We start from the raw sequence: 17,012 nt of genomic DNA on the forward strand, positions 1-17,012 counted from the left end.
TTTATAAATCATACTATTCTTGGAGGGAATAAATTACTTTAAAGCATTTTCAATGAAATTTTTAAGTCTAATTATACTAATTTAGAGGGTCTTAAATGATTAACTTTCAGAGAAAAATAGATTATAATCGTTTGAATGAAATTATCCGATTATTTGCCAAATATAAATTCCATAACTTGTTGGGAGAATCAAAATTAAAAGGATCTTTTTGGAGGGGCCTCTTCAAAAGATATGATGCAGATATTGATCTTGATGCATCGGCCCCTGAACGGTTAAGAATGGTTTTTGAAGAGTTAGGTCCTACTTTTGTTAAATTGGGGCAGATGTTGAGTACCCGGCCTGATCTGGTTGGGCACAAGATGGCAGATGAATTCGCTAAACTTCAAGATGATGCTAAACCATTTGATTTTAAAATAGTAAAATCAACAATTGAAAAAGAGCTTGGAAAACCGTTAGATCTACTTTTCTCAAATTTTAACTCTGAGCCTGTTGCTGCAGCATCGATTGGTCAAGTTCACCGGGCATTTCTTATAGATGGTACCGAAGTGGCAATAAAGATACAAAGACCCGGTATTCAGGAAATTGTGGATAAGGATCTGGTGATAATGCATCATATGGCGGGACTTATTAACAAAACCATTCCCAGTATGCGCATCTTCAATATTCCTGTAATCGTTGATGAATTTGAAAAATCTATTACTAAAGAGATGGATTATCAATTGGAAGCAAGAAATACCCAAAATTTTGGTGCTAACTTCGCTAATGATGAAGGTATTTACGTTCCCCGTATTTTTTCGGATTATTCAACTTCTCTGGTTTTAACCATGGAGTTCATGCATGGCAATAAAATGGTAAATGTTCTGGATAATCCAGATGGGTTTGACGATAAGCTTCTGGCTAAAAGAGTTGCTAAATCTTACTTTAAACAGATTTTAGAGGACGGATTTTTCCATGCAGACCCTCACCCTGGAAACATGTATGTTTTAGAGAATAATGTACTTTGTTATATAGATTTTGGGATGATGGGCCATATTGATAATGAATTTATGGCAAATCTAGGCGAACTATTTATGCATGCCATTGATTATAATGCGGATGCTGTGATCAACCAATTAATCTACATGCATATTATTGACCAAACTGTTGATCGACAATTACTTAAAAGGGATATTATGGACGTTTTTGATCGTTATTATGGGGCGAGTCTTCAAGAAATGCGTTTAGGTAATATCATGAAAGATCTGGCTATACCATTAATTTACAAGTACCAAACCCACATACCACCAGAATTTACTCTTATAATACGTTCTGTATCCCTTATAGAGGGAGTAGCCTACTCACTTGATCCAGAATTTGATGCCACCAATGTATTGAAACCAATGGTTAAAAAAATACTCCTTAAAAAGATCAGTCCAGAAAATATTGTTGAATTTTTCAAAGAAAACATGTTTGAACTTGAACACCTAGTTAAAAACCTGCCTAGGCATGTAAACCTACTTATGGGAAAGATTGAGGAAAGTGAAATTAAAATCAAATATTCAGAGGAATTTTCGGATAATTTAGAGAGAATAAGTAATAAAATTGTGGTGGCCATTATAATTGCTGCACTTCTTTTGGGCTCATCATGGATAATACAAATTGATAAGGGCCCTATGATATTTGAAATGCCGATTTTAGGATTTTTAGGATTTGCTGCAAGCGGAATTTTGGGATTGGGTCTAATTATTTATATTGTCCGTTTTAAAAATATTTAATTTATCTTTTTATTTTTATTGATGTTTTTATTCAATTATATAGATTTAAGTATCAGTTTTTGCAATATCCAGAAGCCCTTCACTGTTTTTTATGAGTTTACCTTCCCTCACCAATTTTTCAACCACAGCTTTTAGTCTTTTTGCAATGTTCCCCCGGGTGGATTTAAATCCAAGAAGTCTGGAAGCTTTTTTAATTAATTCATCCTCATCAGTTGCGAATTGATTCATTATAACCATATATATTGCTTTTTCAATCTCTAAATCACTTATTAAATCAATTTTAGGCTTTATATCTCCCCTTCTACATCTAACCATTACTTCTTTACCATTAGAAAATAAAAAGCCATCTATTATGGTAAGTTGACCATCCTGCTCAGCAAGTTGTGCTGAAGTAGCAATTACTTCTTTTATTTTTTTTCCGGCCCTTTTTAAACCCCAGAGAGTGCGCAGCCTCCTAACTACTTCCTCCATATGGATAGGGGATTCAACTTCTACAACCTGACCTAATCCTCTGGTTACCTGGGCCAGGTTATTCTCATCTAAATCACCAGATATATCTATACCCAACCCAGTGCATACTTCATATACTGGTACTAAATCCTCAATATTTCCTTGAACTACCTCTTCTGCTGTTTTATCCTCAACAATCACTTTAGATTCGTCTTCAAAAACATCAATATCTTTTTTATTATCTAAAGTTTCCCTGAGCGGAAGTTCTTCTTTATTTCTATAGCTTTCAATTATTTTTATTAGATTTTTCTGGCTTTCATCCCGATTTCTGTACCAGTCCGTGGCCCATATTCTATGGAAATTCCATCCCAATCTTTTCAGTATTTCTTCTCGTAATCTATCCCGGTCACGAGACACTGGGGAGCTATTGTACATTGATCCATCACATTCTATTCCCAATAAATAATTAGAGGGATTGTCAGGGTCAACAACAGCTAAATCAATTTTAAAGCCTGCGCAACCTATTTGCATATCCACTTCATATCCCTGTCCTTTCAGGAATCTGTAAATTGAATTTTCAAAAGAAGATTCTGTTTTTGTTTTTTCTAAGGCTAAATCTGGTAAATATCCTGTGTCAGCATATTCTAAGAAGTCTTTTAAAGCCCTTAAACCAAATGGGGAGTTGGGTTTTATTTTGAGGTCTCGAGATTTGAAATTGGAAAAGACTACACATAACTCCCTAGCACGAGTTATAAGAACATTTAAACGGCGTTCCCCACCGTCATGATTAAGTGGTCCGAAGTTATTAGTTAAACGATGATTTTCATCAAATCCATAACCTACACTAATAAAAATAACATCTCTCTCATCTCCCTGGATTGTTTCCAGATTTTTAACAAAGAAATGTTCCTCATGACTGTCACTAAAATGTTTTTCCATTTCTGGGTTAAGTTTAAGTTGGAGTTCCAATTCTTCCAGGATGGCTTGCTGTTGTTTAACGTTAAAGGTACCTATACCTAGGCTTCTATCATTTCCAAATCGTTTGTAATGTTCAAAAGCAGTTTGCACAACAATTTTTGCTTCTTCTCGATTGGTAGAACTGTGACCTCTATCATAAACTGTTTCCGGGAGATATTTTAGTTTTAATCCTATTACTTCCGAGTCCCGGCAAGGTGAAGGATATATTAAAAGGTTGTCGTCATAAAATTCGTGATTGGACACTGCTATTAAGGATTCGTGCCTACTTCGATAGTGCCATCTTAACATTTTTGTGGGAAAACTACGTTTACATAGATGTAAAATACTTTCCATGTCTACAATGGATGCTAATTCGTAGGTTTCTTCCCGCCCGCTATCAATCATCATGTCAAAGAAAGATGTAGGAGGTAATTGTTTAGTATCGCCCATTATAACCGCTTTTTCGGCCCTTAAAAGTGCACCTAAAGCATCCTCAGGTTTTACTTGACTGGCTTCGTCAAAAATTACGAAATCAAATTTTAAACTTTTTATACTCATTGGATCCAGAAATTGGGCCACTGATAATGGGCTCATCATAAAACACGGTTTAATTCGTTGTATTAAACTTCCAGAAGAGGATAATAGTTTCCTTATAGGCATGTGTCCCCTCTTTCTGGAAAATTCGTTTAACAATATTCCAAGTTCCGAGTTAGGAGAAGCACCACCACGAACTGACGGTCTGCTTTCATAGAGCTTTTTGGCAATTCTTAATCTATTAAGAGATATTAGCTTATTATCCAGTTCTTTAAATTCGTGGATTTTGTTTTCATGCATACCTCCCACAAATTTAGATAGAATCGAGGTGCTTAAAAAGGCAATTTTAAGTAGAGAATCTGCGAAATTCCCCTTAAAACAGGGCACTATGTCATCAGGTTTAAGCCTATCCTCTTCTACTATTTCAATTATATGTCGAGCATGAGTCCGGGAAATATCTCGTTTAATTGAGGTATACTGAGACCAAACCTGTAACTTGGAAATTTCCCCTTCATATATGTTTAACTGAGAACGCATATCTTTGAGTGATGCTGCAACATTATTTTTAGTTAAAACTGATTCTTCTTCAAAATGCAGATATTCATCCAGTTTATCTATCAAATCCTGAAACTGTTTTTTTATCCAAGATATATCTTTTATTGATTTAGAGATCTCTGAACGTGTTTTTGGTGAAGAAAGTATGTCCAGGGATTTTTCACCTAAATTTCCATTTCTTAGAAGTTTTCTGATGGTTAAAATGTCATCAGATAAGTACATCAGAGCTTCAGGATCTCCATGCTCACCCTGCCATTTAGAACCGAAAAAACTTCTTCCAACTACTTCATTGGACCGAATATTATCACGAAGTTTTTTACACATTAAAAGATTTTTAATGTTATTAACCATTATTTTATCGTCTTCTGGGGGATTTTCAATATGTAAAGACATGGCTTTGCTCTTTATCTTACGATAATCTCCGCTTAAAGATTTTAAAAATCTGCCGGATAATCCCTCATATTCTGTGACCAAAGATTCCAGATCCTCGTCCAGCACATCCGGCATGAAACCGGTCAAAAATCCTTCTTTCTGTTGTTTGAAGTGTTTAACATCTTTAATAAGGGCATAAACTTCGGCTTTAGAATCTTCCCACTTTGAATCAAGTAAAATATTTTTATCAATAGGTTGTAGTGATAAAATAAGGTTAACAGTGCTAATAAAATCATTTAAATGTTTAAACGTGTCGGGAGAGTTTATCCCTGTCATATCAGCCAAATTTTTTACTTTATCTCTAAGATCATCCAATGTTTGTATGGATTTATCCAGTAAAAATTCTATATCCTCTAAATCAACCGGTAATATGGGATCAACATTACATTGGCGCCATGGATTTTCTTCTAGGGGCCGGACTAGTTTAAAGATTTGTGATAACTCATTTAATATAAATATGGAATGGTTCCATTCTTCAATTGTAAGTTTATCCGGATTTGGAAAATTGAAACGAGGCATTTTACGATTTATTTCCTCGAAATGATCAATTACTTCTTCTTTTATCCCAAATAAATGGAATGGTGTGAATCCTATTTCGCCCAGGGGTTGGTGGATGAACTGTACATAATCATTTAATTCAGACCGGAGTTCCTCTAACTTAGCAAACTCTTCGTCTAACTCTAATTTTATATCCTGACAACGATTTAATGTGCTTTGAAGTTCCAACAACACATCTTTTTTATTTGATTTTCTACTGTGGAGTTCTAGACAAAATTCTCCCAAACCTACATGGTCTAAACGGCTTTTAACTACTTCCAGTGCTGCCATTTTTTCACTGACAAATAAAATTGTTTTTCCGTGTGCCATAAGTTCAGCTATCAAATTGACGATAGTTTGGGATTTTCCAGTGCCCGGAGGCCCTTCCACCACCATATTTTTTTCCAGTTTCACATCCTCTATTACTGCAATCTGTGAAGAGTCAGCATCAACTACATGGAAAACATCTCGAGGTGAAAGTTTCAAGTCAACTTCATTTTCATGGAATTCTTCGTCATTTAAATCAGCATCTGGATCAAATATTGCCTTAATTATTGGACTTTTCTCTAAGGATATGTCTTCAGGCCAGCTTTCAGTTTGCAGATCTTTGAACATGACGAATTTCGTAAAACTGAAAAAGCCCAAATAAACATCATCTGTTATATTCCACGATTTTTTGGATTTTAATTCCTGTCTAACCCTTTCAAAATATTCAGTTACACATTCTTTAGTTTCCATCATTTCGAAGTCAGGTAATTCTATTCCTTGCTCAATAAGTTTTGCTTGGAGTGAAATATTACTAACTGCATCTTCACCTGTCCATCGAAGTTTAAAAGACCCTTTAACTTTTTTACGTTCTAATTCTACAGGAATTAAAATAAGAGGAGCCTTTCTGAACTCGTTATTACCATTGATTTCTTTCCATTCCACTGATCCAAGCGCCATGTACAGAATGTTGTAACCCTGTTCTTCCAGCATGGATTTTGACTGTTGATTGATGTAAAATAGTCTTTTTTGAAGTTCTTTAGTGCTTAGATTGGTCTGCAAAAATTGGTTTTTGTATTTTTCTGTGTGAGCCGATTCAGGAGGGGGAACTTCCCATAAAATTGATGATTCTTCTTCCGTTAGCGTGGAATCATCATTTAGCTTAACCAGAACATCCACTAATTTTTTTTCTTCATCAGTCAGGATCTGGTGACCTACAATTTCTATATCTGCCAGTTTCCATATAAAGCGTCCTGCCATCATATCCTCTAAATTATTGCGAAGTTCAACATTATCCTGCTTTTTGGCCTGTTTTTTAGGTAAAAAATATATTTCGCTTTCTCTTTTTCTCCTATTTAGAACCAATGTCTGATATACATTTTCAGGACAAATGTCAACTAGTTCTACTGTGGTGGTTCTCGGCCGAAAATTTAAAAGCTGATTTCGCATGGTTAAATCCAGAAGATTCTGGCGTAATACTCCAATTTGCTTGTGAATTTCTGTTATTTAAGGCGCCCCCATTTTTACTCATTTAGGATTATTAAGAAGTGGGATTAATATAAAAATTTAAAAAACTGTTATTAATCATATATTATTTTATATTGATACTATATAAAAAATTCTAATTTAAGAGGTATATATTTCTATTTTATTAATCAGATTAATCATCCCTTTGTACTGCTTCTTTAAAGAATTTTGGTACAAGTGATCTATATCTGGGACTTTTAAACATCATATCTATGTTACCATCTAAAATGTAAGTATCACAATAATCATCCTCAGCCCTCATACCTCGCCCATATGCTTGAATCAGTGTCATTACAGTTTTATAAGCATACCAACGAGGGTCCCGTCGCATTCTTTTATTTACTTGCTTATCCCCCAGATAAGGGAAGGGTACTTTATAAATAACCTGGAAGTGGCACTGATCATAGGGCAAATCAACGCCCTCACTCATGGATGGACTAACCAATATCAAGGGATCCTTACTTTTTTCGAATTGATTCAGTTGATATTCCCTATTTTGACTGTTATGACTAATTAAACGGGAATTATGGATGTTATTCATGATATATTCTTGACATTTATAGTTATGAGTATGTATAAGTCCTTTTTCATGTTTATGATGTTTTATAATCTTATTCAAGACAGATATGGTCTTTGGTGCCGTGTGTTTTATGGAACTAGCTGACATTTTACCCTTAGTTTTAATATATACTGGTCTTTTTGAGGTTGGAAAAGTACTGTCGATTTTTAGGGAATAAAGCTCCGCAGGACGTATGCCCAACCATTTACTGAACAATTTATGGTCCAAAATAGTGGCACTCATAAACAAACAGACATCAGCATGTTTTAAAAGATGTTCTTCAGCGTACATATTCACTTTCAATGGTTTAAAGGAAACACCACCCGGTGATGAATCAACCACCCAATTTTTAGGATTATCTTCCATATTGGTCAAAAGCTCGTTTAAGCGGTTTTTGGTCCGATTTATTCTGTCTGCCTTATTTTTGGGAATATCTTTTACGTTAATAGCCTTATAATCCTCATATGTGGACTCGACAAACATTACCCATTCTGAAGGATCCTCATATTCCATCATTGAACGAGGTATTGATTTTTTTATATCCTTTTCCAGTCTTTTATTGAAAATATTTACCTCCAAGCGGTGCATGAGCTTGTCTTCAATATTATGGGCCTCGTCCAAGATCATTATATTTCTCTTATTAAAATGTTTGACGTAGTTAAGCTCCAACAAGGCATAATCATAATTCATTAACGTTATCTTACTGTTAACTGCCTCAGCCTTCTGTTCCCAGTAGTTACATTTATCTGTAGACTTAAAATAAATTTGATTTTCAAATGCATCCTTAAAAGCAGGTATCCCCTTATCATAATCAGCTTTGGTTATTCCATAAGGACAGGTAAATTTCCGTGACCGGGGTGTGGTTTGACAGGTCCCAATATCACAAGTTGAGTCCAGATCATCTTCCTTACATGCAAAATTAGATCTTCCCTTGACCAAAGGATAGCCAAATTCCTTGGCATACTGTGACTGGAGTTGTTTGGTCATGGTAAGAATGTAAGCCGGTTGATACATCCTAACTAAAGTAGATGCTATCGCTGATTTGCCGGTGCCGGTGCCGGCCTCCAGGATTATGTAGCGAAATCCTTTATCTATAGCATCCCTTATTTCAGCTATTATTTCCAGCTGCCCTTCGCGGGGATAGGGAAAAGGAAAATTTTCTATTATGTCCTGATCAATATTAGGATAAGACCTTTTAATATCTGAGATCTGACTATTTGAAATTTCCACCTTTTTGGAACTTTTAGGGCTATTTGATGAACAGATACAGTTCATTTTCAACATTCCGCACTTGTTACATATGAAATCCTTATCCATAGAGACTTATATTTAGGTGATGGTATAAATAGATGCATGTGTAACCTTAAAAAAGAATTCATTAAATAGTTATATGTAATTTTATTGAATTAATTCCATTTTGGAATTTATTAAGAAATTTTTATTATAGAAGGTGGATCATGAAGAAAGGAAAATTAATAGGAATTGGTGTGGGGCCCGGAGATACCGAACTATTAACATTAAAGGCTGTAAAGATGTTAAAAAGTGTGGATGTAATATGTGCCCCCAAATCCGCTGATTCAAAACCGAGTTTGGCATTATCAATCGTTAAACCAATTCTTAAAGAACGAAATAACTCATATGAAATTTTAGAACCACTATTTCCAATGATAGAAGATAATAATAAACTTAAAGAGTATTGGGACAAGGCTGCCCAGTTAATATCCAAAGAACTAAATAAAGGTCTGGACGTTGCCTTCATAACATTGGGAGATCCGTCAATTTATAGTACTTTTGCCTATATCTTTAAAATTATTAACAGAATGAACTTTGATGTAGAGTTAATTCCAGGAATAACCTCATTTACAGGATGTGCCGCCAGTGGAAAAATGCCTCTGGCTGAAAAAGATGAAATTATTGTCATCGTACCTAAAGTTGATGAAAGATTGGAACAGATAATGGAACATGGCGACACCTTTGTCATAATGAAAACCTCTAGAAATCTTAAATTACTTGAAGAGACTATAGATAAAGATGAAAGAACTAAAGAAATATTGTCTGTGCAGAACTGCAGTATGGATGACGAAAAAATAATAAATGGTTTCTCAAAGGATAAAAAATATCTTTCAACCACAATAGTTAAATTTAAAGATAAAAAATAATTAACCCATTGAAAGCTGATACCTTTGAATTAATGCCAAAATCCTAAAATGATTATTCACATCCACATTTAAAGGTTTAAAAATAATATGAGTTTATAATACATTTTAAGTAATTAAAACATTTGAAATAATAAAATAAGTTCTATTAACTAATTTAACTACTTTTTATTCAATATAATAATTGAAATGCCAAAATCTTTTAAAAAATTATTGACTAAAACAAAAAGTTTATTATTTAGAAAATAGTTATGTATTAAACTAAGCGAACTTACTAATATCCTAGAACACTGAATTTCCAGTTTATTAAATGTTTTTCTACTAAAACATGCATTATTTCTAGCATAAAAAATGGCTAAAAGGCAATCCTAAATGGATTAAACTATAAAACCTCCTAAAAAGCCTATTTTAACAACCATTTACTATTAATTCTTTGAATAATCATTATAAACCATAATTCCAGCCTCAAATTTATTTTAATTTTTTACTAGGATATTATGGAGTATTGAAATTATTCGTTTAAAATGGGGATAATCAAAAGAGGGGGATCAATTGTTAAATGAAGAATCAGAAGATCCTGCTAATGCAGATTTAGGTCAAACGATTTTGAAATTTAAAAAAATTGCTGAAAACCCAGTTTCCAGATTAATACTTAAAAATACGTTGACTTATTGCGAAAAAGATCAGACAAATAGGTTGGAAGCTGCTTTGGAAATTTATTTAGATAAAAGAGATGATTATTGCTGGAAATGTTATTTAACGTCTAAAATAATAGGTTATATTGTTTCTCAAGGTTCAAAAAGTTTTGGTGTTGAAGAAAAAGAATTTAAAGAATATATGGAAGATGAATACTGGATAAAAGGGTTATATAGTGTTTTGAAGGGGATCGGCGTTTTCGGTGTAGAAAAACCGTTTATTCCTGGAGCACCTTTTCAAGTTGTCTGGAATATAACTCATGCTTGTAATATGAGTTGTTTACACTGTTATGAGAATGCAGGTAAAAAAGAAAAGGATGAACTTAGAAAAGAAGATGTTTATAAAGGTTTAGATATTTTAGCTAAAGCTGGAGTGACTTCTCTAGCTTTTTCAGGTGGTGAACCAAGCATACACCCCCATATCCTAGATTTCATTAGTTATGCTAAGGAAAAGGGTATGTACGTGGCCATGGCTACCAATGGTTATATTTTTTCTGATAAAAATTATTGTGAAAAATTTGTGGAAGCAGGTCTTGAATTTATTCAAATTAGTATTGATGGGATGAATCCCAACACTCATGATTCATTTCGAAGAAGAGATGGTGCCTGGGATCGGGCTATTAACGCTGCGAAAAACTTTGCAAAAAATGATGTGTTTTTAGAAGTTGCCACTACAGTGACAGAGCGAAATTTAAATGAAATACCAGACATGATCAACTACATAGGCAAGCTAGGCGCAGATTGGTTCATGTTGTATAACTTTATTCCTACTGGAAATGGCTCTGAAAATTCTGAAATGGACATATCACCTTTAGAAAGGTTTAAAATTCTTGAAATGGCCTATGATAAGAATTATGATGGAGAAATGCAAATTTTATCTACTGCCCCTCAATATGCAATGATTGCAGATAACTTAAATAAAAATGAAAACATTATCCCCACCCATTTTTACAATCCAGAATACAGCAATCCTACCATTGCACAGTTAGCTGAATTTATTGGTGGATGCGGAGCAGGTAGATTCTATTTAAGCATAGAACCTAATGGTGATATTTATCCTTGTGTATTTTTTCCTCATGAAAAGGACCTTAAGCTTGGTAATATTCTTCAAGACGATTTTGAATCATTATGGAGAGATAACGAAATTCTTAAAAAACTCCGAGACAAAAGTCTTTTAAAAGGTCATTGTGGTGCCTGTGAATCAAGGAATATTTGTGGTGGATGTCGAGCCAGAGCATATAGCTATTTTAATGATATTTTAGCTCCTGATCCCGGCTGCATAAATAATAAAAAAGAATGGAATAAAATTAAAACTGAATTAACTTGTGAAGAATACCAAAAACTCCACGAACAATTGAAAATTCATTCTAAATAAAGGAGTTCTGAACATATGGATGTTGTACTAGTCAACCCAATGGATGAAACCCAAGTAAGCACTAAATTAGGTTTAAAAGTTCCCCCCCTAAATCTTATGTATCTTGCTGCAGCTTTAGAAAAAGATTCAGCAGAAGTAAATATTATCGATGATGATCTAAAACAAAAAGGACCAAATAAACTGGCTAATGAAATTTCAAAGCTAGATCCTAATGTAGTGGGGATCACCGCTACCACCGCCTCTATAAATACTGCTCTAAACTACATAGATGGCATTAAAAAAAATTTACCTAATGTTCTCACAGTGGTGGGAGGTTCACATGCAACATTTCTACCAGAAGACACTTTAAAGGAGTGTAAAGGGCTTGATGTAGTTGTTATCGGAGAAGGAGAAGAAACAATAGTGGATTTAACAAATAATTATATCAAAAATGGTTTTAAAAACTTAAATGAAGTTAAAGGAATAGCATATAAAAATAATGGTGTTATTAAAAGATCTGAGAGTCGTGAACTTATAAAAAATCTTGATGAAATTCCTTTTCCTGCAAGACATCTTTTACCTTTTGAATCTTATGGAACATCCGAAGATGAATCAGGAGGAGTTATTACTAGTCGAGGATGCGTTTTCAACTGTGGATACTGTTCTTCCTCATTGATAATGGGTAAAAAATTCCGAGGACGTAGCCCCTCCAATGTGGTTGATGAACTAGAAGAACTGGTAAATAAATACAAAATACGGGATATAGCCTTCCTGGATGACACATTCATGTTAAATAAAAGAAGAGCCCAAAGTATAGCCAATGCAATTAAAGAAAGAGGATTAGATATTAGTTTTGTTGCCTCAAGCAGGGTGGACAAAGTAGATAAAAAATTATTAGAAAGTTTAAAACAGTCCGGCATGGCTACACTGTATTATGGGGTTGAATCTGGTTCTCAGCGCATTTTAAATTTGATGAGAAAAGGCATTACATTAAAACAGGCCGAAAATGCTGTTAAAACTGCTAAGAATGTTGGTGTGGATATTTTAACTTCGTTTATCCTAGGTTATCCTGGCGAAACTCCTGATGAAATGGACAAAACAATAAAATTTGCAATTAAGTTAGATGCTGATTACAGCCAATTCTCTGTCCTTACTCCATTTCCTGGAACTCCAGTTTACTATGAACTTAAATCCAAGAATTTACTGGATACTGAACATTGGAATCGTTATACTGTGATCCATCCCGTTATAAAGTATGAAAAGTTAGGTTTGAGTAAAAAAATCATTGAAAAAAAACTGGCTAAAGCTTATTTAAAATTTTATACCAGACCAAAATACATACTCAAACACCCACACATGTTAAAGGTTTTTCTTGAAACAGTATACCGAAGTTTCATCATCCCTAAATTCAATATTGGAGTGCCAAAAGGATGGTATAGAAATTTAAGAAATACCAAGGAAAATTAATTTGAAAATCTACAATTTAATCTAAAAATCAGCTAGAAATAGGAGTAACACAACCAATTAAAAGATCATTTTCAATTTCTAATTTTAGTATCTTATTTTCAAATAAAGTAAAATTTATATAAATCATATCCATATATTTAGATATATAGATTCAGTTTAAATTGTTATATGAGGAGATGAAAAATTGAAGGAAAAAGAAATTAAAGAATTTGTTAAAGATCATTATTCTAAAATAGCCAAAAAAGAAGAATCCTACTGTTCATGTTGTTCTGGAGGAGATTTAACAATCGAACAGGCCAAATCTGCAGGATATTCTCTAGAAGAATTAAAAAGCATACCCAGTGATGCTGTATTCGGATTAGGATGTGGTAACCCCACTGCACTGGCAGAAATTAAAGAAGGAGAAGTTATTTTAGATCTTGGTTCTGGTGGAGGTATAGATGTTTTCCTTGCTGCTAATAAAGTAGGCCCAAAAGGCAAGGTCATTGGAGTGGATATGACCCATGAAATGGTTCAAACAGCCACCGCAAATGCACAAAACGGTAAATACGAAAATGTTGAATTTAAACTGGGAGAAATTGAAAAATTACCCCTTGAAGACAATTCAATAGATGTTATAATAAGTAACTGCGTGATAAATCTAACAACAGACAAATTAATCGCGTATAAAGAAGCTTATCGGGTTCTAAAAAATGGTGGACGTATTTTAGTTGCAGATCTGGTTACCAATGGTAACATTCCAGAAGAATTAATAAAAAGTTTCCAAGCCTGGTCTGATTGTATTGGTGGGGCTTTAGAAAAGCAAAAATACTTGGATATAATAAAAAAGGCAGGATTTAAAAATACGGAGATGTTAGAACAACATTACTTCACTGAACCTAATCTGGATGAAAGACTGATTGGAAAGATAACCAGCATCCAGATAAAAGCAGTTAAATGATGAATTAATAGTAATTAAGATAGTGATCAAATGAAAAAATGTGGAGTAACCAGTGGATGCGTCCCTGATCCAAAACAAATAAAAAAGTTAGAATTAATTTTAAAAAAAATGCCACCAGAGGATAAATTTGAGGCTATAGCCAGTAAATTGAAGGCAATTTCTGATCCGACCCGACTGAGAATACTTTATCTTTTAAGCGATGGAGAGCTCTGCGTATGTGAAATAATATTCGCACTTAAAAAGCCCCAATCAACTGTATCACATCATTTAAATGTTCTAAAAAATGCAGGATTTTTAAAAGGGCGTAAAGATGGATTATGGATACATTATAAACTAAAAAATCCATATATAGTGGATTTAATTCAAGAGATAGTTAAAATTGTTTAGGGAATGATCATATGGCAGAAAAAAATAGAATAGCCTTAGCTGCATGTAGTGGAATGAGTCCTTATGGATTAATAGCTCGTGTAGCTTCAACAGACACTGTATCTGAATCAGATAATTTAATATCTATATGTATGGGAGCAACATCAGCAGATAAAGAAGGATTTCGTCAATTAATTAAAAAATATCCCATAATAGCAATAAATGGTTGTGAAAGTAATTGTGTAAATAAAATACTCCAACAAAAAGATGTAAAAGTTTTTAAAACAATTAATACTTTAAAAGAACTAGATAAAGTTAATCTAAAACCGGAAGATGTTTCACGTTTAGATGGAGTTGGAGAAAAGTGTGTTGAATATCTTAAAAAAGAAATCAAAAAAACAATAAGAGAATGTAAATAAGTTACTGATAACTGATTTATATGACTATAAAACCAAAAAAAAGCGTTTTATTTGTTTGTAACCATAATTCTACTAGGTCACAAATGGCTGAAGGACTTTTAAGAAATATGTACGGAAAATTTTATGAATCATTCAGTGCAGGCATCAATATTACTGAAGTTAACCCACTGGCAATTGAGATAATGAATGAAATAAATATAGACATTTCTTATCACCATTCTAAAAGTTTAGAAGAATTTCAGAATAAAGAAATTGATATTGTAGTTACTGTTTGTCAAGGAGCCCGAGAAACTTGTCCTATTTTTTTAGGAGGAAAAAAATATATACACAAAAAATTTAAAGACCCTTCTAATTTCCAGGGCACTGAAGATGAAAGAATAGAAGAGTTTAAAAAAATAAGAGATGAAATTAAAGAGTGGATTATAGAAAAATTTCGTCCAGACCATCAATAAATAATAAATATTGAAAATTCGAGGAATAAAATATGTTGAAAGTCATTATAGTAACAGACGGCCCTTATGGAGAACGGGCCCACGAAACGATAAGTAAAGATTTTGAATGTGATTTTATTGAACTTGAACCACCAACATCCATGTTTATGGATGAAATAGAAATACCTCCAGATTCTTTGAAAAAATTAGAACACGCAAATATTGTTATAACTTATGTTCTTCATCCAGACCTTACATTGGAACTGGTTGAGAAGCTTCATAACAAAGTCGATTGGATAATTATTGGCGCCTGGAGAGGGGAAGGATTTAAAAATCAAGTAGAAAATTTTGGAAATGTAACTTGTCCTGAAAACATGTGCGATCTAGAAGAGAATGGGAATCCTGTCTTTGATGAGTTTGTATCCAAATTTGGAAAACCAATAGTTGAAATAGAATCCAAAAATGGTATAGTTACTTCTATTAATGTTTTAAGATGTTCACCTTGTGGTTCGACAGATTTTGTAGCAGAAGAACTGTTAAATGAGGAAATTAAAAATCTGCCGATTAAAGCCGGGCTAAAAATACAACATTATCCATGTAGAGCTCCAAAAATGAGATTATTTACAGATGATGAGTGTAAAAAAGAGATGGCGGCAAATTTCCATAAGGAGGCTTTTGAAAAGGCATTAAAAGGAAATAAGTTGGATTAAAAGCAGATGTGGATTGAAAATTGATATATTGAAGCAACCCAAAAATAATTAATTAAACTTATTTCAATTTGAGGAAATTAATCATCTTAACTGTTTTTACTTAATTAAGATTTAAAAATTCATAATATGAAAAAAAGAGATTCAAATACGTCAATTTAGCACGAATATTCTTATAATTGCATATGCTGCATAAATTCCTAAAAGAGTTAAACCTTCCCATCGGCTCAGTTCCATTTTGCTCCTCATAAAGAAAAGAAGAATAATTGTTACAATTATTAAAACAGGAGCATCTATTAGAATTGATAATGGTTCTATGGGAATATTTACAAAAAGAGCCGGAATTCCTATACCTATTAAAATATTGAAGATATTGCTGCCCAGAACTGTTCCAACCGCCAGATTACACATTTTTTTTCGGGCAGAAGCAACTGTAACCACAAGTTCCGCCATGCTGGTGCCTATGGCCAGCCCGAACAATCCCACAATCATTTCAGGAATCTGTGCCAGATGAGCAATTTCCACTGCACTGAAAACCAATGTTCTAGCAGCTATTATCAAAGCAACAAAACTGATTATGGTTAATAAAATAATTTTATGGTTTAGAGACTTTTTCTCGGTTTTATGATTATTTACATGAGTTTTAGAGTATTTTCGCTGTTTTTGTATTAAAACATATAAATAAACGACGTAGATGCTTATTAGAATTATTCCCGCAATTGCATTGATGGTTCCAAGAAACATAAAAAATAACAGAATCAATGATGTAAATAGAACCATTAATCCGTCGCGTCTGATTTCATCTCTATTGGTGGTTATTACACAAGATATTGTGGCTGCGATACCTATAATGCCTGCAATATTCCATATGTTAGACCCTATAACCACCCCTACACCAAGATCAGGGCTTCCAGTTAAAACAGAGATTATTGCTGATCCAAATTCTGGCAGAGAAGTTCCTCCTGCAGCCACAGTAATACCCAATATTATCTGGGATATTCCCAAATAACTACCTATTTCTACTAGATTCTCCACAAATACGTCGGCTGCTTTGATTAAGACTAACAAAGATATCAGAAATAATGCTAATAGGATAATCCATGAAATCATATGTACAATTATTTTATTGGTATATATTAAATTTATAGGATTTTTCAGTTTTAGAATTACGATATCAACACCAGGAA

Annotated in this window: 12 protein-coding genes; 9 read left to right on the top strand and 3 right to left on the bottom strand. The window is 33.4% G+C overall.

What is annotated here, in order from left to right; genetic code table 11:
- Positions 1–95: 95 nt before the first annotated feature.
- Positions 96–1,754 (top strand): protein kinase, encoded by a 1,659-nt coding sequence (locus CIT01_05105; GenBank protein ID AXV37616.1) that lies wholly within the window; start codon positions 96–98, stop codon positions 1,752–1,754.
- A 45-nt stretch (positions 1,755–1,799) separates the two neighbouring features.
- Here CIT01_05105 and CIT01_05110 read toward each other — a convergent pair whose 3' ends face one another.
- A complete protein-coding gene (locus CIT01_05110; GenBank protein AXV37617.1) occupies positions 1,800–6,653 on the bottom strand; it encodes a hypothetical protein in 4,854 nt (1,617 codons plus the stop codon).
- Positions 6,654–6,864: 211 nt separating this feature from the next.
- Positions 6,865–8,607: an ATP-dependent helicase gene (locus tag CIT01_05115; GenBank protein ID AXV37618.1), complete on the bottom strand. Its 1,743-nt coding sequence runs from the start codon at positions 8,605–8,607 to the stop codon at positions 6,865–6,867.
- A 137-nt stretch (positions 8,608–8,744) separates the two neighbouring features.
- Here CIT01_05115 and cobI point away from each other — a divergent pair, with 137 nt between their 5' ends.
- From cobI to CIT01_05155, 8 genes are all read left to right on the top strand, one after another.
- Positions 8,745–9,449 carry a precorrin-2 C(20)-methyltransferase gene (gene cobI / locus CIT01_05120; protein ID AXV37619.1) on the top strand — a complete coding sequence of 235 codons (705 nt, stop codon included), beginning with the start codon at positions 8,745–8,747 and terminating at the stop codon, positions 9,447–9,449.
- 549 nt (positions 9,450–9,998) lie between these two features.
- Positions 9,999–11,516, top strand: coding sequence for a radical SAM/SPASM domain-containing protein (locus CIT01_05125; GenBank protein AXV37620.1), 1,518 nt, complete (start codon positions 9,999–10,001; stop codon positions 11,514–11,516).
- Positions 11,517–11,531: 15 nt separating this feature from the next.
- Entirely contained in the window at positions 11,532–12,962 is a 1,431-nt protein-coding gene (locus CIT01_05130; GenBank protein AXV37621.1) for a B12-binding domain-containing radical SAM protein, read from the top strand.
- Between the two features lie 184 nt (positions 12,963–13,146).
- Positions 13,147–13,902, top strand: coding sequence for an arsenite S-adenosylmethyltransferase (locus CIT01_05135; GenBank protein ID AXV37622.1), 756 nt, complete (start codon positions 13,147–13,149; stop codon positions 13,900–13,902).
- Positions 13,903–13,932: 30 nt separating this feature from the next.
- Positions 13,933–14,289 (top strand): transcriptional regulator, encoded by a 357-nt coding sequence (locus tag CIT01_05140; GenBank protein AXV37623.1) that lies wholly within the window; start codon positions 13,933–13,935, stop codon positions 14,287–14,289.
- Between the two features lie 11 nt (positions 14,290–14,300).
- Complete coding sequence (locus tag CIT01_05145; protein AXV37624.1) at positions 14,301–14,687, top strand: zinc-binding protein; 387 nt, start codon at positions 14,301–14,303, stop codon at positions 14,685–14,687.
- 20 nt (positions 14,688–14,707) lie between these two features.
- Complete coding sequence (locus CIT01_05150) at positions 14,708–15,139, top strand: hypothetical protein (protein ID AXV37625.1); 432 nt, start codon at positions 14,708–14,710, stop codon at positions 15,137–15,139.
- Positions 15,140–15,171: 32 nt separating this feature from the next.
- The gene (locus CIT01_05155; GenBank protein AXV37626.1) at positions 15,172–15,828 is read left to right on the top strand and encodes a hypothetical protein; all 657 of its coding nucleotides are present in this window, start codon (positions 15,172–15,174) and stop codon (positions 15,826–15,828) included.
- A gap of 150 nt (positions 15,829–15,978) precedes the next feature.
- Here CIT01_05155 and CIT01_05160 read toward each other — a convergent pair whose 3' ends face one another.
- Positions 15,979–16,935: a cation transporter gene (locus CIT01_05160; GenBank protein ID AXV37627.1), complete on the bottom strand. Its 957-nt coding sequence runs from the start codon at positions 16,933–16,935 to the stop codon at positions 15,979–15,981.
- Between the last annotated feature and the right edge of the window lie 77 nt (positions 16,936–17,012).

Source organism: Methanobacterium sp. BRmetb2, assembly GCA_003491285.1.
GTDB lineage: Archaea > Methanobacteriota > Methanobacteria > Methanobacteriales > Methanobacteriaceae > UBA117.

Bases quoted from the DNA above. Each gene is read 5' to 3' on its own strand.
- CIT01_05150 (AXV37625.1), top strand. From the start codon at position 14,708: ATGACTATAAAACCAAAAAAAAGCGTTTTATTTGTTTGTAACCATAAT.
- CIT01_05105 (AXV37616.1), top strand. From the start codon at position 96: ATGATTAACTTTCAGAGAAAAATAGATTATAATCGTTTGAATGAAATT.
- CIT01_05155 (AXV37626.1), top strand. From the start codon at position 15,172: ATGTTGAAAGTCATTATAGTAACAGACGGCCCTTATGGAGAACGGGCC.
- CIT01_05145 (AXV37624.1), top strand. From the start codon at position 14,301: ATGGCAGAAAAAAATAGAATAGCCTTAGCTGCATGTAGTGGAATGAGT.
- CIT01_05160 (AXV37627.1), bottom strand. From the start codon at position 16,935: ATGATTTCATGGATTATCCTATTAGCATTATTTCTGATATCTTTGTTA.
- CIT01_05115 (AXV37618.1), bottom strand. From the start codon at position 8,607: ATGGATAAGGATTTCATATGTAACAAGTGCGGAATGTTGAAAATGAAC.
- CIT01_05130 (AXV37621.1), top strand. From the start codon at position 11,532: ATGGATGTTGTACTAGTCAACCCAATGGATGAAACCCAAGTAAGCACT.
- CIT01_05140 (AXV37623.1), top strand. From the start codon at position 13,933: ATGAAAAAATGTGGAGTAACCAGTGGATGCGTCCCTGATCCAAAACAA.
- CIT01_05110 (AXV37617.1), bottom strand. From the start codon at position 6,653: ATGCGAAATCAGCTTTTAAATTTTCGGCCGAGAACCACCACAGTAGAA.